This window comes from Desulfosoma sp., assembly GCF_052743555.1.
Genome location: NZ_JBRAHS010000019.1, coordinates 26,283 through 50,636, shown reverse-complemented (window position 1 = coordinate 50,636; position 24,354 = coordinate 26,283). Strand labels below are relative to the sequence as shown.

Genomic DNA, 24,354 nt, shown 5'->3' with positions numbered 1-24,354 from the left:
CTGGACCGGCAAGGTCATAGACTGGAGCATGCACAACGAAGCTTTCAAGGTGGAGATGTTCCGGTTCATCGACGTTTTTCCTTACCTCATTCGGCCTGAATCGGTGGCCAAACACCTTCAGGAATATTTTTGTCGTCCCGACCAGTGTTTTCCAGCGGCGCTGCAGTGGGGCCTTCGGCAACTGTCGCCCACATCCTTTGCGGCCAAGATGGTGGCCAAGAGTATGGCCAAGAACATTGAATCCATGGGAGCGCAATTCATTGCCGGGGCCACACCGCAGGAAGCTCTCGGGACCCTGGAAGGCCTTAGAGCTCAGGGTATGGCCTTTACGGTGGACCTTTTGGGCGAAGCGGTCGTGTCGCGCGCGGAAGAAGAGGTGTACCTGTCCAGGTACTTGGAGCTCCTTGATTTTCTAGGGCACGCCTCCTCCCGGTGGACTCCTCTGGGTGGAGACTCAGGAAGTTTGGACTGGGGATTTGCCCCCAAGGTCAACATTTCCTTGAAACCATCGGCCTTGTATTCGCAGATGAACCCCGTGGCCTTTGACTATGGTGTGGAGCGTGCCAAGGAACGTCTGCGTCCCATATTTCGCAAAGCCATGCAGTGGGGCGCTTTTGTGTGTCTGGATATGGAGCACACGGCCCTTAAGAACATGACCTTGGCCCTCTACAGGAGCCTATTGGAAGAGCCCGAATTCCGAGATTACCCGCGCACGGGCCTGGTCATTCAAGCCTACCTTCGAGACAGTGAGGAGGACTTGCGCTCCATTATCGGATGGGCCAGGAAGCGAGGGCGGCGTTGTACCGTGCGGCTTGTGAAAGGGGCCTATTGGGATGCGGAGGTGGTGTGGGCGAGGCAGAATCAGTGGCCGATTCCCGTTTTTACGTGCAAGCCTGAAACGGACGCCCAGTTTGAAAAGTTGGCCCGAATCCTTTTGGAAAACCATGACGTGGTGTCCTGCGCCTGTGCCTCCCACAACATTCGAAGCCTCGCTTACGTTTTGGAACTGTCCAAGGAGCTCAAAGTGCCTTCGGACCGTCTGGAATATCAGATCCTTTACGGCATGGCTGAACCGGTGCGCTCGGCACTCAAAAAGGCGGGACTTCCCTTGCGGCTTTACACCCCCATCGGCGAAATCATTCCCGGCATGGCTTATTTGGTGCGGCGCCTGCTGGAAAACACGAGCAATGAATCCTTCCTGCGGCTGAGCTTTTCCGAAGGCGTGTCTCGAGAGGATTTGCTTCGAAACCCCTTGGATGTCTTGGCCGAGAGGTCGCAGGAGGCTACGGCGACGGACTCGTCCATCGCGAAAGAAGCCGTGGCGCCGTTTGCCAATGAGCCGCCTTGGGACTGGACCCAAGCCCGGGTGCGTCGGGATTTACAGCAGGCCTTGGCCAAGGTGCGCAAGAGTTTCCCCGTTAAAGTTCCTTTGGTGGTGGGTGGTGTGAAGATCACGGGCGACAGCGTGTTTTCGTCGACCAATCCCAATGACACGCGGGAAGTGGTGGGCTTGGTGGCGTCGGCCGGCCGCCGTGAGGCCCAAGAGGCCATTCGAGCGGCCAAGGAGGCCTTTGAGTCCTGGCGGAACACGACGTCTCACGAGCGAGCAGCGTATCTGTTCAAAGCTGCCCAGATCGCGCGGTCTCATCGGTTTGAGCTGGCGGCGCTTCAGGTCTTTGAAGTGGGAAAGAGCTGGAAGGAAGCGGATGCGGATGTGTGTGAAGCCATCGACTTTCTGGAATACTACGGCCGTGAAATGATCCGCCTGGGAACACCTCGGCGCATGGGGCACGTGCCAGGAGAAATCAGCCACCTTTTCTATGAGCCTCGGGGGGTGACGGCTGTCATCGCTCCGTGGAACTTCCCTTTGGCCATTTCCACGGGCATGACATCGGCCGCTTTGGTCACGGGAAACACCGTGGTCTATAAACCGGCTTCCCAGTCCCCCGTGACCGGTTGGCGCATGGTGCGCCTGTTCGAAGAGGCGGGGTTGCCTTCTGGGGTGCTGAATTTTGTGCCTGGGCCCGGCTCGGTGGTCGGCGAGGTTTTGGTCACCCATGCGGATGTGGCTGCCATTGCCTTTACGGGCAGCAGAGACGTTGGCTTAAACATCCTTAGAAAGGCCCATGACACGTCGCCTTCCGCTCAAATGATCAAAAACGTGGTGGCAGAGCTGGGGGGCAAGAACGCCATCATCGTTGATGCGGACGCCGATTTGGACGAAGCCGTGGTGCATGTGCTCCATTCGGCCTTTGGTTATCAGGGCCAGAAGTGTTCCGCGTGTTCGCGGCTGATCGTTCTGGAAGAAAACTACGACAAGTTGCTCGCACGCCTGAAAGCGGCTGCGGAAAGCCTGGAACTGGGCCCTGTGGAGGACCCCAAAAACATGATGGGCGCCGTGATCGACGCCGGGGCCAAAGCAAAGATTCTGGAATACATCGAGATCGGCCGTTCCGAAGGGAAAGTGCTGCTGGAACGACACTTCGGCCACGCCAACGGCCATTATGTTCCGTTGGTCATCTTTACGGACATTCAGCCGCACCATCGCCTGGCTCAGGAAGAAATCTTCGGCCCGGTGCTGAGCATTCTCAAGGTGAGCTCCTTTGACGAGGCGTTGGATGTGGCCAACGGTACACCTTATGCCTTGACGGGCGCCGTTTTCAGCCGCAGTCCCGAAAACATTGACAAGGCCAAAAAAACCTTTCGTGTGGGTAACCTCTACATCAACCGGGGCTGCACGGGAGCCATCGTGGGACGGCATCCTTTTGGAGGGTTCAAAATGTCCGGCATCGGATCCAAAGCCGGCGGTCCGGATTATCTGCTGCAGTTCATGGTCCCGAGAAACGTGGTGGAAAACACGCTGCGGCGAGGGTTCGCACCGAAGGAAGAATGAGTGGGTTTCGTTCCGTTTAACGAAGCCCGCGCCATACGATGCCGAGGACGATACCCAGAACCACGCCCATGATCAGACCCAGCCAGGCCATGGGGCTCAGCGGCCCGCGAAAGCGTGGGAATCCTTTCGCCCCGTCGACGCCCTGTTTTTCCAGATTTTTGTCCGCTTCAAGGTGCACCAGGGTTGCTCCCCAAGATCCCAAAGCCGGCGGGGCGTCATGATAGGCGGTCACGCGAGGGTGCTTTGCCAGAAAGGACCGAACGCGGTGTCGCAGAACCCCCCTGCCCTTTCCGTGAATAATCAGGACACGGGCAAATCCCCTCGAACGGGCTTCCTCCAGATAGTCTTCCAGAAGAGGGATCACTTCCCGAGGGTCAAAGGTGTGAAGGTCCAACACAGGCTCGACCGGAATGGCCACCGCCTCATGCCAGGGGGTTCGTCCTGTGGCATCTTTTTCTACCTGCACATATTTCACCATCACTGCTCCTTCAACACGCATTGTCGCCTTGCGCCGCCGCTCAAAAAACATTCTCGGACGGGTTCCACAGGCTCATGTCGGCATCGCGTGCACGAAAGGGCGCTTTCACAAGATTCGGCATCGTGTCGGAGCGGGCCTTTGCTGATGCATATGGTCCTGAGGATTGACATGGCCCTGAAAGCGTCTTAGTTTGCGTCCGAAATTCAAGGCCAACAGATCTCTCGTTGTCCTGTGCCGTGTGAACAGCCTTGCCGACGGCCGCGGCCTTTTGATGAAGGAAGCTTATCATGAGTTCATTTATCCGCGTGACGTTTCAGCCGGAAAACACCACTGTTTCCGCCCAACCCGGTGACATGCTGTTGGATGTGGCCGGGCGAGCCGGAATCTACATCAACAGCCTCTGCGGTGGGCAAGGCGTGTGCGGCAAATGCCGCTTAAAGGTCGTCAAGGGGTCGGTGGACTTTTCCAGCAAGGGTGTGGGCTTTCTGGATCGCAAGGAAGTGGATGCTGGATATGTCCTGGCTTGCCAGACCAAGCTGCTCCATGACGATGTGGAGGTTTGGATTCCGCCGGAGTCCCGCCAAGAAGAAGAACAGATTCTCATGGTCGACCACATTGTCCACTATACGGCTCCCGAAATTCTTGAAGAGCGCGGCCCCTCCCCTTCCATTCCCTATTTTCATCCTTTGAGCGGCAAGATCTTTCTGGAACTTCCCGAACCGTCCCTCAAAGACAACCTGTCCGATTTGGAAAGAATCTATCGAGAACTTAACAGAAAATTTCCCGACGTCAAATGGGAGGCGGATTTCGGCTGCCTCAAAAACCTGGCAAGACTTCTTCGGGAGAACCATTGGCGGGTAACCGCACTGGCCCATATGTTGGACCCTCATTGCTATCATCTTCGAGCCCTGGAACCCGGGGACACCAGTCGGCGAAGTTTTGGGGTGGCCATCGATGTGGGCACCACCACCATAGTGACGCAGCTGGTGGACCTTCGCACCGGGCAGGTCACCGCCGTGGAAGCCAGCCATAACCAGCAGGCCCGTTACGGTGAGGATGTGATTTCTCGAATGGTTTTTGCCTGTGGTCACGGCGGCATCGACCCTCTGAAAAACGCGGTGGTCACCACCATTAATGCCATGGTTTCCTCACTGGTAGCCGCGGCAGGGATCACCTATAGCGACATCATCGCCTTTGTGGCGGCGGGAAACACCACGATGACTCATCTGTTACTGGGTCTGGAACCCTGCACCATCCGCCTGGAGCCGTATATTCCGACGGCGACGCGTTTTCCCTGGGTTCGAGCCGCCGATGTGGGTCTGATCGGTCATCCGGAAGCCGTGCTGCACTGTATGCCGTGCGTGAGCAGTTATGTGGGTGGCGACATTACGGCAGGGGTTTTGGCCTGCGGCATGAATGACAAGGTGGAGCTGAGCGCGCTCATTGACATCGGTACCAACGGAGAAATTGTCATTGGTAACAACGAATGGCTGGTGTGCTGTTCAGCCTCGGCCGGGCCGGCTTTCGAAGGCGGCGGCACCAAGTGCGGCATGCGGGCCACCAAGGGCGCGATTCAAAAGGTGAAGATTCACGGCCACAAGGTCACCTATGAGACGGTTGGGGGCTCGAAAGCCAAAGGGATTTGTGGTTCCGGCCTTATTGATCTGATGGCGGAGTTGGCTGCCGAAGGCATTATCGATCAGAGCGGCAAGTTCATTCGCCTGGATCATCCCCACGTGCAGGTGGTGGATGGAGTCCCCGAATTCGTGGTGGCCTTTCCCCATGAAAGCGAAACGGGCGAAGCTGTGGTCATGACCCAGGACGATATCGGCAACCTCATGAAAAGCAAAGCGGCTGTTCTGGCTGCCATGAAAATCCTGATGGAAAACTTAGGGATGGGCTTTGACGCTCTGGAACGCATCTATGTAGCCGGGGGGTTTGGTGCGCACTTGGATATCGAAAAATCCATTCGCATCGGCCTTCTTCCCGATGTCCCTTTGGATCGTGTGCAGTTTGTCGGCAACAGCTCGCTGGCCGGTGCGCGACAGTGCCTTCTTTCGACCCACGCATTTCGCAAGGCCGGGGCCATTGCTCGGCAGATGACCTATTTCGAACTGTCCGTGCATCCCGGTTTCATGAACGAATTCATTGCCGCCCTGTTTCTGCCTCATACGGATATGGATCTGTTTCCCTCGGTCACGAACTATTTGGCCGCGCGCAAAGCTTCCGCCGAAGCGGCAGCGTGAAGGCCGTTCAAGAGACGAAAGGAATTTTCTCATGACCTCGTGCAGATTCCATCCGGATCGAAGAGCTGTCGTTTGGTGTGAAAAGTTCGAATACGGTTACTGCCAAGAATGTGTGAATGCCTGCACGGCGTGCACGGACCCTGCCTTATACTGCAGGCACCGCACGGCGTGCATCATTTGGGAATTGTGTCGTCGGGAAATCAAAAGGCGGCGTCAACATGACGTTAATGCCGACGTCACCGGTGCCTAGCCCTGTTGCCCGCCCTTGGAAGAGCTGTCAGACGACCCTTTCGAAAATCCTCTCGGCACGGCGGCTCGATCCGTGCAAAGCCTTTAGCGGCTTGCGGGCACCTTGACGATGATGGGTTTTTCCTTTTCCACGCCGGCGATTTTTTCCGCCGCCTTCTGGGCTTCTGCCTGGGTGGTAAAGGGAGCGATGCGCACGGCATAGAGGGTTCCCAGCTTGGGGTGGCTGAAGGGACTGATCTGGGAAGAGAGCCCCATCTTTTTCAGTCGCCCTACGGCCCCTTGAGCATTTTCTTTCTTGGAATAGGCGCCGACTTGAACGGCATAGACCCATGAAGACGTGGATTCCTGCAAAGGGGACTGTTTTGGAGGCACGAAGGCCGTATTCTGTGGCGGGCTCACTGTTTTTAAGGACCCCGCGGGTGCCGAAGTGCTGCTGTCGGCTTTGGGCGCGGTATTTCCCACGACGGCCTGAGGGGGCGTTTCCGCGGATGGCGTTGGTTCTGAAGGCGTCGGCCCGGTCGAAGCTTTGGGCTTAGGCTCTGGCGCAGCCTGCTTGACGGTGCGTGCCGAGGGTTCGAGGGCCGGGGCCTTGTCCAGGCTCAAAACCTGAGGCTCCGGCACGGTGGTTTTGGGAATCTCTCGAAAAACTTTCGGCTTTCCGGCGTCCTGTTCGTCACCGATGGGCGGTTGCGCGTTTTGCCGCCAGATCAAAGTCAGCACCACTAAAAAGAGCACACCGATGGAAAGGGCGATGAAAATCCGCCCAAGCAATGGCTTGGGCAGACCACTCCTTTTGTGCTGGGCGCCGGGTTTGGGCACGAAAACATTTTTCTCTGACATGGAATCACCTCATGGAGCGGGCCTTGTCCATGGCCCTGGCCAGACCCGGCAGGGCTCCTTCGATGGTTGGATCGTCCACACAGTAGGCAAGGCGAAAGTATCCCGGCCCTCCAAAACCACTGCCGGGAACAGCAAGAATCTTTTCCTCCACCAGAAGCCGCACAAAGGCGACATCATCCTGGAGAGGGCTCTGGGGGAAAAGGTAAAAGGCCCCCGGAGGTTCAAAACAGCAATAGCCTGCGCGCTTCAGGCCGCTCAGCAGCTTATCCCGTTTCGCACGATAAACGGAAACGTCCACCGATTCTTCAAGGAGGTCGGGAAGGATCCATTGCATAAGGGCCGGGGCGTTGACGAAGCCCAAAATACGGTTGGCCAAAATGAGTGCGCCTTGCAGGGCCGCTTGATCCTCGGCCTGAGGATGGATGGCGATGTAACCGATACGCTCCCCCGGCAGGGACAAGTCCTTGGAAAAGGACGTGGCGATCAAGGCGTTCTCGTAATGCTGAAAGATGGACGGTGGTTTTTCCGCTGTGTAAACGATTTTTCGATAGGGCTCATCGGAGACGAGGAAAATAGGGCGCCCGGCCGCTCGACTCTTTCGGCGAAGCAAATCCCCCAGTTCCCTCAGCGCCTCCGCACCGTAGATCTGCCCCGTGGGATTGTTCGGGGAATTGATCAGGACCACCTTGGTCTTCAGCCCTACGGCGGCCTCCATAGCGTTGAGGTCCAGGGAAAAATCGGGTCCCGTGGGAACGGTTTTCAGAGTGCCGCCATGATTTTCCGCGTAAAAGCCGTATTCCACAAAGAACGGTGCCGGCACCACCACTTCGTCTCCGGGATCGAAAAGGGCTTTGAAAATCACATTGAGAGCGCCTGCGGCGCCGCAGGTCATGATTACATGGTCCGCGCGCAGCGGCGTGCCGTGTTCTCGAGCCAAATACGCCGCCAGTCTTTCCCGGGTTTGCGCCAACCCCGCGTTGGGCATGTAACTGTGCAGGGACGTCCCTCCATTGTGAATGATGCGAAGAAGAGCTTCTTTCACCGAAGGGGGCGGGGGCACGTTGGGATTGCCGAGGCTGAAATCAAAAACCTGGTCGGCTCCGTAGATCTGCTTCAGTCTTGCGCCTTCCTCAAACATCTTGCGAATCCACGAGGCTCGATCCATGTAGGTGCGCATCTGATGCGATATGCTCATGAAGTTCCCCTCCTGTGGATGCGATGCGAGCCCGCGGCCTGCAGCTTGAAGCTTGTCCGACACTGGTTTGGCCGCGGCTTTTCGGCTTGAGGTTGTCGGAGCGCGCACGGCGCGACAAGGATTCGCGGCGTGCGCCGCTCCGACAACAAGTGTTCTCGAGCGTGCTCCTAGCAGAATTGCGGAATTTCAGCAAGGATGCACTGGCGTTCATTTACGGGCTTTCAGGATTTTCCGGAAGCCTTTTCCGTTCCACGCGGTTCCGGAAAGGCATAGAGGCTTAGGGTTTCCCTTTCCCAACGAAAAACATCAATGGGTTTCCAATCCTTGGGCGAAAAGTGCGGGCCGTAGACCAGAAGGATACCGTTCCATCCTGAAAGTTTGTGTTCCAGTGCGGTCAAGGGTTGATCGGGATAGATGTAGAGGACGTCAAAGGGATAGAGTCGAAGATGTCGAAAATCCGCGCACAAAAAGGCGGTTCGGTGCGCGAGTCCTAAAGCTCGAGCGTTTTGCTGGGCTTCCGTGCACAGGGAGAGGTCCGCTTCGATACCCACGGCACGGCAAAAAAGGGCCGCGCAACACACCGCGACGCCGTCTCCACACCCAAGGTCTGCAAACCGATGATGCTTTTCCATCCGCACAGCGTCAAAGAAGACCAGAAGCGCCTGAGGCCGAGCCGTGGCCCAGGTCCCCAGCGGAGTCATTTTGTAAGCGCCACCTTTTTTTTCATATGCCCGATGGCGTTCTGAAAAGTGGTCGAGGAATCGCGTCCGAAGGTCGGGTTCATGGAGATCGCTCACTTTTCCCCCCGATGACGCTGCGCTCCTTGTAAATGCCTGCAGGGACCGAGGTGAGCGGAAAAACGAGGCATCTTTTTCCGAGAATTGTTCCGGGGTTGGTGACGGCGTTGCACCCGATCTCGGTGCCGTCTCCGATGATGGCTCCCAGTTTGCGTCGACCCGTGTCCATGAGGCCGCCCTCAGTCCAGATGCGAATAGCGTTGCCTTTGATCTTAAGGTTGGCCAGCTTGGTTCCGGCGCCAAGGTTCACATTCGTGCCCAGAATACTGTCTCCCACATAGGCAAAATGCCCGGCCTTGGCGCCGTTCAAAAAAATGCTTCCCTTGACTTCCGTCGTATGGCCCACCACACACCGATCTCCCACCAGGCAGGTGCCGCGAAGGTAGGCCCCTTGGCGGATTTCCGTGCTGGCGCCGATGATGGTCGGGCCCTTGATCAGGGCTCCCGGTTCCACCACCGTACCTTTTCCCAACTGCACGTTGGGGTCCATGAAGACAGAGCCGGCGTAAAGCACGGTGGCTTCCGTCGTTTCCTGGCCGCGCACGCGCACTCGGAATTTTCCCTTTGTCACGTCCCCACCAAGAATTTCAAATGCGTCATACCAAACGCGTTCTTCAAAGAGGACCACCGTCTGAGGCAGCGGAACGCCGTAGAAGCTGAGCCCGGTGATGGAGGAGGACAAGCGTTGTTCTAAATAGTCTCTGAGGTTTGACAGGGTTTCCCACACTGGTGCTCCGTCGGGAAAAACAGCCCGATGGGAAAACTCCTGTAGGTCAAAAAACGTGGAAGCTTCCAGTCTTTCCATGACTTATTCCTTCTCAGAGGCCAAGAGCCTGGAGTGCTCGATCTTGATGCATTTGTTCATAACCACCTGCATGCCGGCCTGTCGCGCTTTATCGGCAGCGTCATTATGACACAGCCCCAGCTGCATCCAGACCGCCTTGGCCCCCACGGCAATGGCTTCGTCCACGATGCCGGGAATGGCCTCGATATTTCGAAAGATGTCCACAATATCCACCGGCGCCGGCACTGATTTGAGATCCGGATAACAAGGTTCTCCCAGCACTTCCTTGTACTTGGGGTTGACCGGAATCATGGTGTACCCGTGTTCCTTCAGGTAACGGGCCACCTTATGGCTGTCCCGATCTTCCTTATGGGACACACCCACCACTGCAACGGTTCGCGCCCTTTTCAGAAGTTTTTTGATTTCGGGATCGGGCAGATTTTCACGGGGTATCTCACATTCCGCCATGGAGCATCTCCTTTTTTACCGAGTGTTATAAATACATTCTACAAGTCATCGAGAAACCACTCGTTTCGGCTGAGACAGTCACAACCGGTGGCGGTTACTCGAACCATGTTTTCCAAACGCACCCCTCCCAGACCCGTGACATAGATTCCCGGTTCCACGGTGAGCACCATGTTTTCTTGAAGCACCACGGATGTTTTTTTCCCGTACCCTGGTTTTTCATGAACGGCAAGCCCAATGCCGTGCCCGAGGCCGTGGCCGAACGCGGAGCCGTAACCCCCGCCATTGATGATGCGGCGAGCCACACCGTCCACTGCATGGGAATCCACACCGGCTCGAATAGCTTCCATGGCAGCCCGCTGCGCCTCCTGCACTATGCGGTAAATTTCCTTGAGCTTTTGAGGAACCTTAGGCCCAAGCCACGTGCGGGTCATGTCCGAACAATAGAGATTATACCGTGCCCCCAGGTCCACAATGACGGCGTCTTCTTCCCTGATGCGCCGATCCGTAGGGACTGCGTGCGGCAAAGCGCCGTTTGGGCCGGAAGCCACAATGGGCGGAAAAGCGACCCCCTCCGCTCCCGCTTCTCGAAGCCCTTTTTCAATGGCCCAGGCCACTTGCTTTTCCGTGCGCCCCGAACCTAGGTCCTGCCAAACCTGCGCAAAGACCGCTTCCGTGAGACGCAGGGCCTGGCGCATGGTTTCAATTTCCGACGCCGTCTTGATCATGCGCAATTTTTCCACCAGAGCTTCTTCGCCCCACAGTTCCCCTTGAGGGCACACATCCCTCAGGGCCTGTTCCAGTTGCCGAAACCGTTCCAGTGTCAGGTGGTGGGCTTCCACACCCAGACGGCGGGTACGGAATGAACGTAAAAGATCGGGCAGCACCTGGGTCCAGCCTTCTCGGTAGATGACCAGTTCGTAGCCCTGGGCCTCCGAAGCGGCCTGTTCTTCGTAACGAAAATCCGTGAGCAAGGCCTGGCGGTCCATGCCAATAAAAAGTTGGCCGGAACTCTCCGTCAGGTACATGTCCTCGGCGCGAAAGCCGCTGAGGTAGTAGCGATTTTCAGGCACTGTGATGAGCATGGTGTCCAGAGCGAGCGTTTCCATAGTGGTTCGAAGGGCGCGAAGGCGAGTGGCGAAAGGTTCTGGAATCATGATTTTCCTGTCTTTACATTTTTCTTAAAAACGAGTACATGGACAGGATCGCTCCCTGTTTGGGCATCGGTCCCTTTCGGTCACGGAGTCAAAGGGCGGGAAAGCCTTTTTTCCCTGGTATCTTGACTGAATCGTCAGGCTCCATTAAGCAAAATGGCCTACGAGTTTGTCCTCGAATGGTTTGTGGATAGCTGTGCACGCTGCGGCACTCGATGGCCTCGTGCGGCACTTCTGAACAGTGAAGCCGTGAGGGCATTCTCAGATGAGCTCCTATCGTGTTGACCCATTCCAGCCCCCGAAAGGCAAGGGGCACCAGAGGGTGCAACCGTGTATGCACGCATGCTTGTTTTACGTTTTCCTAAAGAGATTGTCGACAAGCCCATTGTCACCAATCTCGTACGCAATTACAACCTTTCCTTCAACATTCTCAAGGCGCAAATCTTTCCGCGTAAAGAAGGCCTCATGGTCATGGAACTGCGTGGCAACCGAAAAGACTACGAACGGGGCCTGCAGTACCTGAGAGATATCGGGGTCATTGTGGAATCCATTGCGCAAGGAATCCGCCGTGACGAGGAAAAGTGTTACCAATGCGGTGTATGTACGGCGGTGTGTCCCACGGGAGCGCTGCATATCAAAAGGCCCGAGATGGAGGTTTTGTTTGATTCCGAACGGTGCAGTGCCTGCGAGCTGTGCGTCAAGACATGCCCGGCGCGAGCGATGATCGTTCTTTTTGACCAGGAGATGAGCCTGGAGGTCTAAGTCTCCAGGAATGAAACCCAAGTCGGCGGCAGAAAGCCCACGTGCAGGAGGGTTCACCCCATGAACTACAGCGACACTGTAATGGACCACTTCATGAACCCGAGAAACGTCGGTGAAGTGGAACGTCCCGATGGCATCGGGCAAATCGGCAACGTGAACTGTGGTGACATCATGCGCATGACTATCAAGGTGGAAGGCAACCGCATCGCCGACGTCAAGTTCAAAACCTTTGGATGCGGTGCGGCCATTGCTGTTAGTTCCATGGTGACTGAGATGGCCAATGGAAAAACCCTGGAAGAAGCTGTTCGCATCAACCGCGATGAGGTGGCTCGAGCCCTTGGCGGACTTTCGGAAAAGAAGCTCCATTGCTCCAACCTCGGCACAGACGCCCTCAAGGCGGCCGTGAACGACTATTGGAGAAAAAAACGGGCACCCGGAAAAGGTGGTGCCATTGGAAGACGAGCACTTGGATCAGGAAGCAGAATCGGAGCATGCGCGTTGCTGTAGCCCTGAGCGGGGGGATGGACAGTCTGCGGGCCGCGTGGCTTCTTAAGGAAGCCGGCCATGAGGTTGTGGCCTTTCATATGCGGCTTCCCACCTTCGGCTCGGTGGATGCCTTCGAGGCTGACCCCCAAAGGGAATCCAACCTTTGGGCTCTGGCGCACAGGCTGGATATCCCTCTTTTTGTGGTGGACTGCCGCGAGATTTTTCTTCAGAAGGTCATCGATCCTTTTCTTCAAGCCTACGCCGAGGGGCTCACGCCGAATCCCTGCGTGGTGTGCAATCCTGGCATCAAATTCGGCTATCTTCTTCAGCAGGCTCTTAAAGCCGGCGCCGATAAATTGGCCACCGGCCACTATGTGCGTCTGGGGGTTCCTGAAAGGCCGGGGGGGCGCTATGCTCTGCTCAGCGGCCTGGATGCACGAAAGGATCAATCGTACTTTCTTTACGGGTTGCGCCAAGAGCAGTTGGCTTACGCTCTCTTCCCTCTCGGCAAGGAAACCAAGGAATCCACCCGCCTGTGGGCCCGCACGCACGGATTTGATCCCCTCATTCCCGAAGAAAGCCAGGAAATCTGTTTTATTGCGTCGGGGGACTATCGGCGCTTTGTGCAGGAGCATTGGCCGCAGGCCGCGCTCCATGCCGAAGGGCCCGTTCGAGACGCTTCGGGGGCCTATATTGGTCGCCATAAGGGCCTCTATCTTTACACGGTGGGACAGCGCCGCGGCATTAATATTCCATCCACGGCCCCCTATTACGTCCTGGCGCTGGATCCAAAAACCAACACTCTGTGGGTCGGTCGATCCCAGGATCTGTTGGCCTCGGAGGCTCTTGTGGCTCAAGTGAACTGGGTTTCCGTGGATCCACCGATGGAGCCCGTGCGCGCATTCGTGCGCCTTCGTCATCAGCATCGTCCTGCTCCGGCCTGGATCCATCCGCAGGCAAACGGCACGGTGTGTGTGCGCTTTGATGTGCCGCAACGGGCCGTGACGCCGGGTCAGGCCGCTGTCTTTTACGACGGAAACACCGTCCTGGGTGGCGGTGTGTTGCAGAAAAAGCCGATGGAGCCCTGAAGTTCATGCGTTTTGCTCTGGAGACCTTGGGCTGCAAGGTCAACCAATACGAAAGCTCGGCCTTTTTTGAAAGTCTGACCCGTGCCGGCTGGCAGCCCGTGCCCTTTTCCAACACGGCCGACCTCTACATTGTGCACAGTTGCGCCGTTACCAACAAAGCCTCCTACCAGACGCGGCAGCTGGTGCGCCGTGCCTTTCGCACCAACCCCGAGGCGAAACTTGTCGTCGTGGGCTGTGATGCGCAAATCCACTGGCACCGCTATGTCCAGGAACGACTGGCCACCCATATTGTGGGCACCCAAGAAAAGTTTCAATTGCTCCGCTGGTTGCAGATGCCGGGTTCATTGGACGCTCCGTGCGTCGCCGTCCACGACGCTCGAAGCTACGGCCCTCTGCAACCCCTTGCCGTGACCACCATGCTGGGTGATCGCAGCCGCGCTTTTCTTAAGATTCAGGATGGATGCGACGCCTTTTGTACGTATTGCCTAGTGCCCTTCAGCCGAGGCCGTAGCCGAAGCCTCGAACCCGCGGAAGTGCTGCGACAATTGGAACGGCTGATTGGCGCCGGCTACGGAGAAGTGGTCTTGACGGGAATTCATCTGGGCCAATGGGGCATGGACTTGGGTTTGGGGGGCCTGAGCGAACTTCTGAACGCCGTGGACAAAGTGCGGCATCCCGCAAGGATTCGCCTCACTTCTTTGGAATCCAAAGAAATCACCGAAGACCTTCTTCGAGCGCTCACCGCGTATTCCTGGATCTGCCCTCATTTTCACGTGCCGTTACAGAGCGGCGATCGAGAGATTCTTGGCGCCATGGGCCGGCCTTACGATCCCGAGCAATATGCCGACACGGTGCAGACCCTGCGCAAATTGTTTCCCCGTGCTGCTTTGGGAGCCGATGTCATTGTGGGGTTTCCCGGGGAGACAGACGCGCATTTTTCCCGCACGGTGCGGCTTCTGGAATCCTTGCCGGTGACTTACCTGCATGTGTTCCCCTACTCCCCGCGTCCCGGAACGCAAGCGGCTGGGATGAAGGGGCGAGCCGTGGGCCACGTTCTCAAGGCGCGCGCCCGCGTGGTGCGGGATCTTGGCCGGCGCAAGAAAAGGATCTTTCAGGACCGTTTTGTGGGGGCGGTGCTGGAGGTCCTGGTGGAAGCCGCTCTGCAATCCGATCTCTGGAAAGGCACCTCAGAAAACTACCTCACGGTCAACTTTTCGGCAAAACCCCCTGTGCCCTTGGGAAGTCTCGTGCGGGTTCGGGTGCATCGGTCCACCGATGCCGGCCTGTTCGGCATCGCCCTGGATTGAATAAAAAGCCCTCGCGCCCCGCCAGGGCGGCGGCGCACCGATTGAGATTAAAAAAGTCCCAGCTCCTTGTTTTCGTCGGTGCGGCCTTCACGGGTCCCGACAAAAACGCGGAAACCCACGAGCCGCGTTGTTGCCGAAACGGATCATGGACGTGGTCCCTTGGAAAAGCAAATCGCCCGCAAGGCGTCCTTTCGGGTGCCTTGCAGCGTGTTCGAGAACTCCTTTTCGTCCATTTCCGGTCTAGCAATCTCAGGTCGTTACGAAGCCTAAAATGGCCAAAATGGGCATTCTCGGACAGGCTCCTAGACCATGGACGTACTCCGGGGATCGAAGGGACGCGCTTCTGCGCGTCCGCAAATGGGCACACCGGTAAGAGCCGGTCTTTACGTTAGAGACGATCGAGTATGCCCTTTCTGGTCGAATGCGGCCTTTTGGCCCATGGAAATTGTTGAATCGTAAGTTAACAAAATTTTAATTATAACCATTGCCATCCTTGCAATTTCAATGAGTTGCAAGGCTCCATTGGCTCAAGATCAGCATTGTCGGACAGGCGCGAAGGCTTCTGTCTAAGAACACCTTCAGTAGGACCGGCGCAAGGAGCGATGCCTGAACGCGCCTTAAGAGGTTCCGACGAGATCAAGCCGAAAGGACGCGGCCAAACCTTTCCCATACCTCTTCTTTGCAGTTCCAGATCTCAACAGGGCGTGCGTGACGATTTTTTTCTCCGTCCCAAATGGCCCTCTCAGGCGGGTTCGAAGAGAAAGAAGCTCATGAGCCGCGCCTCGGGCGGGTTGTTGGGACTGAAGGCTTCCGTTTCTTCCTTGTACCTCCGGAGCAGCGCGTCCACGTAGATCCATGCCAAGCGTCGTTTTGTGGGGTCTTGGATTTGGGCGTGCACGAATGCTTGGAGCATGGTTTCCATGCGTTCGGGAGTGGCTCGGGCAAAGAGCCCAGGCCAATGGGCCAGGGGAATGGGTTTCAAGGTCCACTGTTCCGTCAGCAAGGCGGTGCCGGCGGCGGTAAAAAGCAAAACCCCCAAGGTCACCTCTTCCAAAACACGCACCTGGCCTTCGAGCCACAGTTTGCCTCGAAGGTCGTCTGCGGCAACCCCGACAGCGTCAAACAAGGGTCCGACCGATGCCACGACGTCGACCCAGGTTTTGGCGTCGTGCAGATCACGGCGATCCAGAATGAACACATCCGTGACGCGATACCGTTCGGCGCCCTGGATTCGAAAGACTTTTGGGGTTTTGTGCAATAGGGCCGCGACCCTGTCGGCCCATGGAGCGTCCAAGATGGTCTGTCCTAGCGGCCATCGGGCGATCCAGCCGTTGCGAAGCAGGGCTTTCAGCTTTTTTTGCACCCCGTAGACCTTGGCCTGAGCCACTCGAAAAAGGTGTTCCAGGTACACTTCTTGGACAACTCTGCGTGCGAGGGATTCGTTTCCCGAGCTCAGCAGATCCAGGCCCAGGTTCACCATGGCTGCCGCTTTTTCGGCCGCTTCGTGGAGATGGTGTGGAAGGTCGGGAGCGAGTCCGTCAGCCACCACGATCTTGTTGGCAAGGGCAGCCATTTCCCAACGCAGAGTGTCCACAAGGCGCGCATCGTCCACTTGTGTGAGCACCCGTTGCAGCAAGGTTCCTTCCGCCATGGGCATGAGGGCGAATCCCGGTGAGGAAGAACCCTCATCCTGCTCGGGCTCGCTCAAAAGAATTTTTTCAAAGGGGATACTTTGCAGGTCCAAAGGCCTGTAGATTTCCAGCGCATCGTAGTAGTCGGGAATGGCGCGGTCTTCCAAGCGACCGCGGTGAAAACGATAGGCCGCCTCTTCCATTTCAGGCTCCAGAGCCCACAGCAGATGGTCCATGAGTTCCTTGTAAAAACCGTAATGTGTCTCAAAGAGGTAGCTCAGGAGCTGACGGATGAGGTCCTCAAACTGAGGGTAGAATGTTTCCCAAAAGTATTGGTCGTCCAGAGTATTTTTGGGCAGAAAGTCCATGGCTTCCAAAGGATCGATCTCGTCGGGCCTTTGAGCCACGCGAATCCATTTCTTAAAGAGGGAAACCAGAAGTTCAAAATCCGCTGCATAGAACCAGGCCAGGAGGCGTCTGGGGTCCGCGCGAAACAGGCGATCCAGCCATTCCAATGCCGGGCCGGGCACGATGCGATCCTTACGCCACATTTCCAGATCAAAAACGTGGGTGATTTGATCCAGGGAGGCTACGGCCAGCAAGGGCAAGGCATCTTCCGCTCCGATTTCCTTAACAGTCAGGTAGAAGTCCTGGTCGGATAAGGCGGCCGCCACGGCCTCCGCGTCGGGCCTGGAAATAATGGTTTCCATACGTTCTTTGGCGGAAAGGGTCATGAGGTGCCGAGCCAGAAGGCGCGGCGGCCATTTGGTCCATCGTTTGGATTCCAGATCAATGACGTTTTTTGTCATGGTATCCCATCACATTCTGCATTTTGGGGATTGTCGCTCGGTGGCGATTCGGCACAGACTCTTATTCGCCCTCAGAGGGTAAAGTCAAGGCCTGGCAAAAGATCTCGCTTGCTTGCAAACTTCTCAATGCTTAGGGTATGGGCCGTAGGAGATGACAAAAGGACGACGAGACAAAGGAGTTCATCCATGTTGGTGATTGAAGACCTGGAAGTGGAAGTGGCCGGAAAGAAAATCCTCAAACATATCGACCTTGAGATCAAGCCGGGTGAAACCCATATCCTTTTCGGCCCCAACGGCTCGGGAAAGACGTCCCTGCTGATGACCATCATGGGCTACCCACAGTATAACGTCACGGGGGGCAAAATCTTTTTCAAGGGGGTGGACATTACGCACCTACCGATCAATGAGCGGGCCAAGTTGGGCATTGGTATGGCGTACCAAAGACCGCCAAGTATTCATGGGGTCAAGACCCATCAGATGGTCAAGATTTGCGCCGCGGATCGTGAAGTGAACGTGAAGGATTTGGCGCGCAAGGTGAATTTTGAGGACTTCTTGGATCGAGATGTGAACGTGGGGTTTTCTGGAGGAGAAATCAAGCGATCCGAACTTCTGCAGCTCATGGCGCAAGACCCGGACCTACTGCTCTTTGACGAACCGGAATCCGGCGTGGATATGGAAAACATCTCCCTGGTGGGCCATACCATCGCCAAGTTACTGCAAAAAGAATGCGCTCCCACGGACATTAAATCCATGCTGCAGGTGAAGCGTGAGCGCACCAAGATGGGATTGATTATTACCCACACAGGCTACATTTTGGAATACCTCATCGCGGACAAAGGCCAGGTGCTCTTTGACGGAGTGCTCAGTTGTTCCGACAATCCCCGTGAAATTCTGCAGTGTATCAGCGAAATGGGCTACGAGGAGTGTGTACGATGCACAATCGCGAGGAATTAAGACAAAGAGCCCTTCGGGCAGCGAACAAACCGGCGGCCATCGGAGCGGATATCGACCTGGGTCAGTTTGATCAAAGTCCGGTGGAACACCGCCCCATGGATAAAGACGATCTTCTGTCCCTCCCGGCCATTGAAAAGCAGCGGCTGCTTATGGCCGGCATCGATGTGACGGAATCGGAACGCAGCGGCACCTATATTCAGAAAGACACGTCTGTGGTGCGCTGCGGCACAAAACAGGCAGGGATTGAGGTTCTTCCCATCAAAAAGGCCTTGGAAAAATATGATTGGATTTGGGATTACTACTGGAAACTCGTGGCGGTGGATGCGGACAAATACACCGCCGCCGTGGAACTGAACCTTCATGACGGCTATGTGATTCGAGCGCTGCCGGGCGCCAAATCCATTTACCCCGTTCAGGCGTGTCTGTACCTCGACAAACAAAACTTTCAACAAAACGTGCACAATATCATCATCGCTGAAGAGGATTCCGAACTCCACATCATCACAGGATGCTCCACGTCGCCTCACATGACACGCGGCGCGCACTTGGGTATTTCGGAATTTTTCGTCAAAAAGAATGCCAAACTGAGCTTCACCATGATCCACAACTGGGCGGAAGACATGGCCGTGCGCCCCAGGTCCGTGGCCCGAGTGGAAGAAGGCGGATTGTTTCTCAACAATTATGTATGCATGAAGCCCGTGCGTTCCCTGCAAATGTACCCCACCACGCACCTCGTGGGCGACAATGCCACAGCTCGGTTCTATACCATCATTATGGGCAGCCCGGGATCGGAATACGATGTGGGGGGGCGCGTGTATTTGAAAAAACCGGGGACTCGTGCGGAAATCGTCGCTCGAACCATCAGCAACGGGGGAAAAATCACTGCTCGAGGGCACCTTATCGGAGAAGTGCCTGACATCAAGGCGCACTTGGAATGCAAGGGCTTAATCCTCAACGGCGGCATCATTCACGCCATTCCGGAGTTGGAAGGTCACGCGGACGGCGTGGAAATGAGCCATGAGGCAGCAGTGGGAAAAATCGCCGCTGAAGAGATCGCTTACCTCATGTCTCGAGGTCTCAGTGAAGACGAGGCCACCGCCACCATCGTTCGAGGATTTCTCAGCGTGGATATTCCAGGATTGCCGCCGCAGCTCAAGGCGGAAATCGATCGCGCGGTGGAACAAAGCGATAAAGACGTCATGTAGGGCTTTTTGAGAACTTGACCATGCGTTGCCCAGGAACGGAATGTGGTGGCGCTGTGCCCACTGAAAAACATTTACGCGCCTTGCGGCGCTCCTGCGGGAGGAAACGAAAACGGTCCCTAAAAGCCATCTTCGGACACGCTTCCCAGAAGGAGCCGATCCGGGGAAACGAAAGGCGAACCGGCAGGAGTCGGTCGCTTCGAGGCGGATTGGTCAGCGAACCTGTGGTATTGGAGCGACGTTATCTTGGGTGCTCGCCAATGTGTGCACGGCTGGGACGCGGTCTTTTCGTGGGGACAGGGGGGGCTCTGGAACGTAGGGGAAAGGTATTCCCGAACAGGCTATTCAGGGGGGAGACTCATGCAGCGAAGGACAATTTCATTGATTTGTGCCATGGCCTTAGCCCTTTTTTTGACGGCGGCACAACCCGTCAGCGCTGAGGGCCCGGCGTTTGATATAGCGCAGAGGGAAGCCCGGCTGCAGCCGGACGGTGGAATCATGCTGGCGGACGTGCTCATTGCCCGCCCCATCGGCATGGCCGCCTGTGCCGTAGGGCTTGTGGGAACGGTTCTGGCTTTGCCGTTCGCGACCTTTTCAGGCAATATCTATGCCGTGGCCGAAAGGCTTGTAGTCGAACCCTTTGTTTATACGTTCCAGCGGCCGGTGGGCCACTTTCCAGGAGAATTGCCATCGCGCTGAGTCCTTTTCAGCGGGTTTCTTGAGCGGGGCGTGGCGACCGTTATTTCTCGACGCCGCCTTTCAGCAAAGGGTTCCGGGACCCACAGGACCCGGAATGGATTCGTTTATTCGGCAATCACTTTGTGTAGATCAATCTGATAGCGCTTCATGCGGTTCCAGACCGTCACTCGACTGACGCCAAGGATACGAGCGGCTTCGGTCTGATTGCCTCCGGCGCGGCGCAGCGCCTCGATGAGTTCCTGGCGGCGGTCTGGATGCGGCGCTCGAGCGGCGCTGGATGTTTTCAACGCTATGATGTTGTTTAGAGCCGAGTTTGGCGCGCAAAGAACTTCATGGGGTTGTAGCACATGAGGGGGCAAGTGCTCGGGCCGAATGAGCCCGTCGTCGGTGACCACACAGGCATATTCCAGGGTGCTCTTGAGTTCTCGAACGTTTCCGGGCCAGCGGTAAGCCATGAGGGCGGCCATGGCTTGAGGGTGCACGCCGTGCACGTTCTTTCCCTTGCGACGCTGGTGTTCAAGAAAGAAGTCCACCAAAAGGGGCAGGTCTTCTATTCTCTCACGTAAAGGCGGTAGATGGATGGGTATGACGTTGATGCGAAAGAAGAAATCTTCTCGAAAAGTTCCTTCGCGGACCATTTTGGGCAAATCCCGGTTGGTCGCCGTGATGATCCGCACATCCACGCGAATGGGTCGGTGATCCCCTACCCGTTCCACCGTTTTGTTTTCCAACACACGCAACAGCTTGACCTGAATGGACAAGGGGACGTCCCCGATTTCGTCGAGAAAAATATCGCCGCCGTTGGCGGCCTCAAAACGTCCTTCTCGATGACTGGTGGCGCCTGTAAAGGCGCCTTTCACATGACCAAACAGCTCACTTTCCAAAAGGGACTCGTTGAGAGCGGCGCAATTGACTTGAATGTAGGGGCCTTCTCGGTGCGGGCCCAAATCGTGAATGGCTCGAGCGATGAGTTCCTTTCCTGTGCCGCTTTCCCCGTAGATGATCACAGGCGCATCACTTTGGGCCGCCTTTTCCGTAATATCGAAGACCTTCTGTATGGCGGGCGAGGTGCCGATGATACCTCGAAAACCCTTTTCACTGTCCAAAAGGCGGGAGAGGCGAACGATCTGTTGTTCTTTACGGTCCAATTCGGAAATGTCCGTGAGGGTTTCCACAGCGGCGATAATGTCGCCCTTGTCGCCCTTGAGCACGGCGGCATTTTTGAGCACGTGGACATAGCCGCCGTCCTTGCGCACCATCGCACAGCGCCTGTGGTGTATGGTGCCGAGGGTGAAAAGGTTGCACCAGAGAGCGCCGCCTTCACGGCGCACGCCTTCGCAGCTGTCGCAATGAAAGATGGTGCAGGACCGGCTGAGGAGCTCTTCTCGTTGGTAACCCGTCATGCGGCACAAGGCGTCATTGGCCAAGAGAATGGATCCGTCCGGGCCCACGACCATGAGGCCGTCGTTCATGGTGTTGACGATATCTTCGAGATGACGCCGAATGTCCGACATGGAGTGGTCTTTTCTCTTGTGGCGGCATGCCCGCGTCTTTGACATCAGACTCCCCCGCTCTTATAAACGATTTCCATTGGAGAACCAAGAGGGGATGCGTTCTTCATGCATTCTCGAGGAGAAATTTTTGTGAAACCGACGGCACAGGCGCGATCAAGGCTCCTTGGAAAGGCACCAAGACGGGTTCCTTTTCTGTAACAACCTGATCTGTTTTTGGACAAGGAGCATCCGAAGGGTGTCCCCCTCGGACAGAACACCTGTTTGGGGGCAAGCCTTGTACCAGAAAGGTCTCTTCCGGTCGAGGGCGCCTTCGGTAACGCCGTGCTGAGCTGACGGGAACCTGTGAACCGACGCCACGAGGGGCTCCTTGAGGCCTTGCTCCACTCAGCCTCATCCCCGACCGACCTTGCGCACCCAGCTGGAAAAACAGGCAAGACAGGGCGGTGCCAGAGATTCAGAAGTTAACAGGCGTTGATGTTAATTAACATACGTTCAATGCTTTTGAACACTTTCCTGGCAGGGGCTTTGGGATTCTGAAGACTCAGCGTCTTGAAAGCGCCCGAATGGTCTTGGAGGAAAGCCGAAGGAGGACTCAGGCAGGAATTTTGCACCAAAAAAAATTGACAGGGGACGTGCCGTGTCCATTCAGTGTGGTGGGATTTGGGGTTCCTAAACCCCATGAAGACCCCCAAAACAAAGGAGGAAGACCATGAAGATGTGTTTTGTCATTTCCATTGGGTTTGAGCGATCGGGGAGTGCGACGCGAGCCATGCAGTTTGCGAGTCTTGCGGCTGCCGAAGGGCATGAAGTTGAGGTGTTTTTGATTGACGATGCGATTCACTGGGCGCAGCTCGGCATGGCGGAAGGGATTCGTTCATCCACGGGAGAACACATGAAGGATCTTATCGACAGTCTCGTAGCTAAAAAGGCCCCTATTCACGTGTGCAAAGCGTGCGCGGACAGGCGGTTGATCTCTCCGGACGATCTCATTGAAGGCGCCGTGATCTCGCCGGCTCCCGTCTTGGTGAAAATGATGACTGATCCTGAGTACAGGGTTTTGACATTTTAAAGAGGTGCCATTCCCTCGATCCTCTCGAAGAACGAAGCAGGGCAGTCCGAGATTACCAGCGATGGTGAGGCGAACGGGCTACTCGAGGGGGAGGAGTGTGCCTGATGCTTGAAAGCCGTAATGCAGACGAATGCATCGCGCAGATGGCACCAGACACTGAAGAGCGGTTTGGGGCGCACTCAGGTTTTTCCGCCGGGGGTGGTCGAGTTCTTGCCGGAAACAGCGCCTAAGGAGGGGGTCGTTTTGGCCGCGCTGAGTGGCGCTTTGGGGTTTTTCTTTTTGGCGCCCGGAGTTGCCGTGGCACCGGACGGGCCGACGGTCTTAAGTTCCTTGGGGGATCCTTTGGAGGCGGCGGTCACGGTCTTCTTGCTGGAAACCGGATCGATTTGAACGTTCTTATGCTCTTTTTGGGCCGTGGACGACGCGGAAGCGGATTTCACGGCCGTGGAAGGAGATCTGGTGGCGATTTTGCGTTCTTTATTGGAAGATTCTGCCGTGACGAGCGCAGTGCTCTTGGATGAACCCTTTTCTTTTGGCGAGGTTTTGGATGCGAACGTCCGCATCTGTTGCGGCCCACGGATCGTCCTCGAGCTCTGGGACTCTGCTTTGGCTATCTGAAAGGGGCTGGATTTCCTGGTGTTTTGAAGCCGCCTTCCCCCACTGGCCTTAGGTGGGCCAAGGACCGCAACCGGTGCCGGTTTTGCGGATGTGGTTTTCAGAGTAGGCGTTGAGCCCTTTCTGGCGGTGTTTGTCCTGTGGAAGCCTGCCCTTGTGTCCGCTGCGGCGTCATGCGTGGGCGAGCCGATACCTAAAGAGGCGTAGCCTGCATTGAGCAGTTTGGCCGTTTCGGCCGCCCTTTCACCAGGGGTACGTGCACCAAGGACCACAGCCACCAGGCGGCGGCCATCGCGTAGCGCCGTGGCCGTAATGTTGTAGCCCGACGAACACACAAAACCTGTCTTTAACCCGTCGACGCCGGGGCAGGTGCCGAGCAACCGATTGGCATTGCGGTGCGTGGATCCAGCGTAAGTGTAGGCCTGCATGGAGTGGATGGGTAAAGTGTGGGAAAAGCGCTTTAAATAAGCTGCCGATAACAGGGCCATATCCCTGGCCGTCGTGTATTGGCCCTTGGCGGGAAGTCCATTGGGGTTCACGAAATGGGAATGGCGCATTCCTAGTTCGGCGGCCTTTCGGTTCATCAGGCGCACGAATTGGTCCGCACTGCCGGCCAAATGTTCTGCAACGGCTACGCAAGCGTCGTTGCCGGAAACGACCGCCATACCCTTGATCAGTTCCTCCACGGAAACCAGGTCCCCTGCACGAAGCCCCATTCGAGACCCGCCGGTCGACGCAGCCTCACGGCTCACTCGCACCTTTTCCCAGGGGGTGAGACGGCCCTGCTCAATGGCTTCGTGGACCACGTAAAGGGTCAACACCTTGGTGAGGGAAGCCGGGGCGATGGGCACGTCGGCGTTTTGCTCAAAGAGAACTTGACCGTCCGTGAGGTCCACCAGGATCGCCGAGCGCGCCCGAACCTGCATGGACACAGCGGCGCCCGCTTCAGTCAACCAGAGAACGCATGCCGCCATCACAAGAACCCTGAAGAGTTTTGCCCGAATCCGCGTGTTTTCACTGAAGGTCGGAACCGTACCCATCAAACGCCATGCGGCCATGCTCCCTTCCGCTCCGTCGCTGAGTGTGCCAACATAACGAGCCTGGGCCCTGTTCCCTG

21 protein-coding genes are annotated in these 24,354 nt (G+C 56.6%); 11 read left to right on the top strand and 10 right to left on the bottom strand.

Annotated elements, in window-relative coordinates; genetic code table 11:
• The coding region (locus ACUVSA_RS12270; protein WP_445895040.1) for a proline dehydrogenase family protein at nucleotides 1-2,893 on the top strand (2,893 nt) is incomplete at its 5' end.
• 16 nt (nucleotides 2,894-2,909) lie between these two features.
• Here ACUVSA_RS12270 and ACUVSA_RS12265 read toward each other — a convergent pair.
• On the bottom strand, nucleotides 2,910-3,371 hold the full coding sequence (locus ACUVSA_RS12265) for a Smr/MutS family protein (RefSeq protein ID WP_445895039.1): 462 nt from the start codon (nucleotides 3,369-3,371) through the stop codon (nucleotides 2,910-2,912).
• A 287-nt stretch (nucleotides 3,372-3,658) separates the two neighbouring features.
• Between ACUVSA_RS12265 and ACUVSA_RS12260 the strand changes: the two genes are divergently transcribed.
• Together ACUVSA_RS12260 and ACUVSA_RS12255 are read left to right on the top strand one after the other, a co-directional pair.
• Nucleotides 3,659-5,617: an ASKHA domain-containing protein gene (locus ACUVSA_RS12260; protein WP_445895038.1), complete on the top strand. Its 1,959-nt coding sequence runs from the start codon at nucleotides 3,659-3,661 to the stop codon at nucleotides 5,615-5,617.
• A gap of 31 nt (nucleotides 5,618-5,648) precedes the next feature.
• Nucleotides 5,649-5,867 (top strand): hypothetical protein, encoded by a 219-nt coding sequence (locus tag ACUVSA_RS12255; protein WP_445895037.1) that lies wholly within the window; start codon nucleotides 5,649-5,651, stop codon nucleotides 5,865-5,867.
• A gap of 83 nt (nucleotides 5,868-5,950) precedes the next feature.
• Here the strand turns inward: ACUVSA_RS12255 and ACUVSA_RS12250 are convergent, their stop codons facing one another.
• The 6 genes from ACUVSA_RS12250 to ACUVSA_RS12225 all read right to left on the bottom strand — a co-directional run bounded on the left by ACUVSA_RS12250 (nucleotide 5,951) and on the right by ACUVSA_RS12225 (nucleotide 11,104).
• On the bottom strand, nucleotides 5,951-6,706 hold the full coding sequence (locus ACUVSA_RS12250; RefSeq protein WP_445895036.1) for an SPOR domain-containing protein: 756 nt from the start codon (nucleotides 6,704-6,706) through the stop codon (nucleotides 5,951-5,953).
• A 4-nt stretch (nucleotides 6,707-6,710) separates the two neighbouring features.
• Nucleotides 6,711-7,901 (bottom strand): pyridoxal phosphate-dependent aminotransferase, encoded by a 1,191-nt coding sequence (locus tag ACUVSA_RS12245; protein WP_445895035.1) that lies wholly within the window; start codon nucleotides 7,899-7,901, stop codon nucleotides 6,711-6,713.
• Nucleotides 7,902-8,122: 221 nt separating this feature from the next.
• Nucleotides 8,123-8,602 carry an SAM-dependent methyltransferase gene (locus ACUVSA_RS12240; protein ID WP_445895034.1) on the bottom strand — a complete coding sequence of 160 codons (480 nt, stop codon included), beginning with the start codon at nucleotides 8,600-8,602 and terminating at the stop codon, nucleotides 8,123-8,125.
• Between the two features lie 79 nt (nucleotides 8,603-8,681).
• Nucleotides 8,682-9,503, bottom strand: a complete 822-nt coding sequence (locus ACUVSA_RS12235; protein WP_445892815.1) for a hypothetical protein — start codon at nucleotides 9,501-9,503, stop codon at nucleotides 8,682-8,684.
• 3 nt (nucleotides 9,504-9,506) lie between these two features.
• A complete protein-coding gene (locus ACUVSA_RS12230; protein ID WP_445895033.1) occupies nucleotides 9,507-9,950 on the bottom strand; it encodes a CoA-binding protein in 444 nt (147 codons plus the stop codon).
• A gap of 38 nt (nucleotides 9,951-9,988) precedes the next feature.
• Entirely contained in the window at nucleotides 9,989-11,104 is a 1,116-nt protein-coding gene (locus ACUVSA_RS12225) for a M24 family metallopeptidase (RefSeq protein WP_445892813.1), read from the bottom strand.
• A 327-nt stretch (nucleotides 11,105-11,431) separates the two neighbouring features.
• On the opposite strand from ACUVSA_RS12225, the gene ACUVSA_RS12220 reads away from it, so the two are divergent.
• The 4 genes from ACUVSA_RS12220 to mtaB are packed head-to-tail and all read left to right on the top strand — an operon-like array spanning nucleotide 11,432 to nucleotide 14,744.
• The gene (locus tag ACUVSA_RS12220) at nucleotides 11,432-11,863 is read left to right on the top strand and encodes an NIL domain-containing protein (RefSeq protein ID WP_445895032.1); all 432 of its coding nucleotides are present in this window, start codon (nucleotides 11,432-11,434) and stop codon (nucleotides 11,861-11,863) included.
• A gap of 60 nt (nucleotides 11,864-11,923) precedes the next feature.
• Nucleotides 11,924-12,370: an iron-sulfur cluster assembly scaffold protein gene (locus tag ACUVSA_RS12215; protein WP_445895031.1), complete on the top strand. Its 447-nt coding sequence runs from the start codon at nucleotides 11,924-11,926 to the stop codon at nucleotides 12,368-12,370.
• Nucleotides 12,355-13,437, top strand: a complete 1,083-nt coding sequence (gene mnmA, locus ACUVSA_RS12210) for a tRNA 2-thiouridine(34) synthase MnmA (RefSeq protein WP_445895030.1) — start codon at nucleotides 12,355-12,357, stop codon at nucleotides 13,435-13,437. The genes ACUVSA_RS12215 and mnmA overlap by 16 nt, the downstream gene beginning before the upstream one ends.
• Before the next feature lie 5 nt (nucleotides 13,438-13,442).
• Nucleotides 13,443-14,744 carry a tRNA (N(6)-L-threonylcarbamoyladenosine(37)-C(2))-methylthiotransferase MtaB gene (gene mtaB, locus ACUVSA_RS12205; protein ID WP_445895029.1) on the top strand — a complete coding sequence of 434 codons (1,302 nt, stop codon included), beginning with the start codon at nucleotides 13,443-13,445 and terminating at the stop codon, nucleotides 14,742-14,744.
• A gap of 742 nt (nucleotides 14,745-15,486) precedes the next feature.
• Here the strand turns inward: mtaB and ACUVSA_RS12200 are convergent.
• Nucleotides 15,487-17,184, bottom strand: a complete 1,698-nt coding sequence (locus ACUVSA_RS12200) for a DUF6178 family protein (RefSeq protein WP_445895028.1) — start codon at nucleotides 17,182-17,184, stop codon at nucleotides 15,487-15,489.
• Between the two features lie 186 nt (nucleotides 17,185-17,370).
• Here ACUVSA_RS12200 and ACUVSA_RS12195 point away from each other — a divergent pair, with 186 nt between their 5' ends.
• From ACUVSA_RS12195 to ACUVSA_RS12185, 3 genes are all read left to right on the top strand, one after another.
• On the top strand, nucleotides 17,371-18,138 hold the full coding sequence (locus ACUVSA_RS12195; RefSeq protein WP_445895027.1) for an ABC transporter ATP-binding protein: 768 nt from the start codon (nucleotides 17,371-17,373) through the stop codon (nucleotides 18,136-18,138).
• Entirely contained in the window at nucleotides 18,117-19,343 is a 1,227-nt protein-coding gene (locus tag ACUVSA_RS12190; protein WP_445895026.1) for a SufB/SufD family protein, read from the top strand. Before ACUVSA_RS12195 ends, ACUVSA_RS12190 begins: the two co-directional genes overlap by 22 nt.
• A 357-nt stretch (nucleotides 19,344-19,700) precedes the next feature.
• Complete coding sequence (locus ACUVSA_RS12185) at nucleotides 19,701-20,039, top strand: hypothetical protein (RefSeq protein WP_445895025.1); 339 nt, start codon at nucleotides 19,701-19,703, stop codon at nucleotides 20,037-20,039.
• A gap of 104 nt (nucleotides 20,040-20,143) precedes the next feature.
• On the opposite strand, the gene ACUVSA_RS12180 is transcribed toward ACUVSA_RS12185, so the two are convergent.
• The gene (locus ACUVSA_RS12180; RefSeq protein WP_445895024.1) at nucleotides 20,144-21,553 is read right to left on the bottom strand and encodes a sigma-54 interaction domain-containing protein; all 1,410 of its coding nucleotides are present in this window, start codon (nucleotides 21,551-21,553) and stop codon (nucleotides 20,144-20,146) included.
• A 709-nt stretch (nucleotides 21,554-22,262) separates the two neighbouring features.
• On the opposite strand from ACUVSA_RS12180, the gene ACUVSA_RS12175 reads away from it, so the two are divergent.
• Nucleotides 22,263-22,622 (top strand): DsrE family protein, encoded by a 360-nt coding sequence (locus ACUVSA_RS12175; RefSeq protein WP_445895023.1) that lies wholly within the window; start codon nucleotides 22,263-22,265, stop codon nucleotides 22,620-22,622.
• A gap of 179 nt (nucleotides 22,623-22,801) precedes the next feature.
• Here the strand turns inward: ACUVSA_RS12175 and ACUVSA_RS12170 are convergent, their stop codons facing one another.
• On the bottom strand, nucleotides 22,802-24,295 hold the full coding sequence (locus ACUVSA_RS12170; protein WP_445895022.1) for a serine hydrolase: 1,494 nt from the start codon (nucleotides 24,293-24,295) through the stop codon (nucleotides 22,802-22,804).
• Nucleotides 24,296-24,354: the final 59 nt, after the last annotated feature.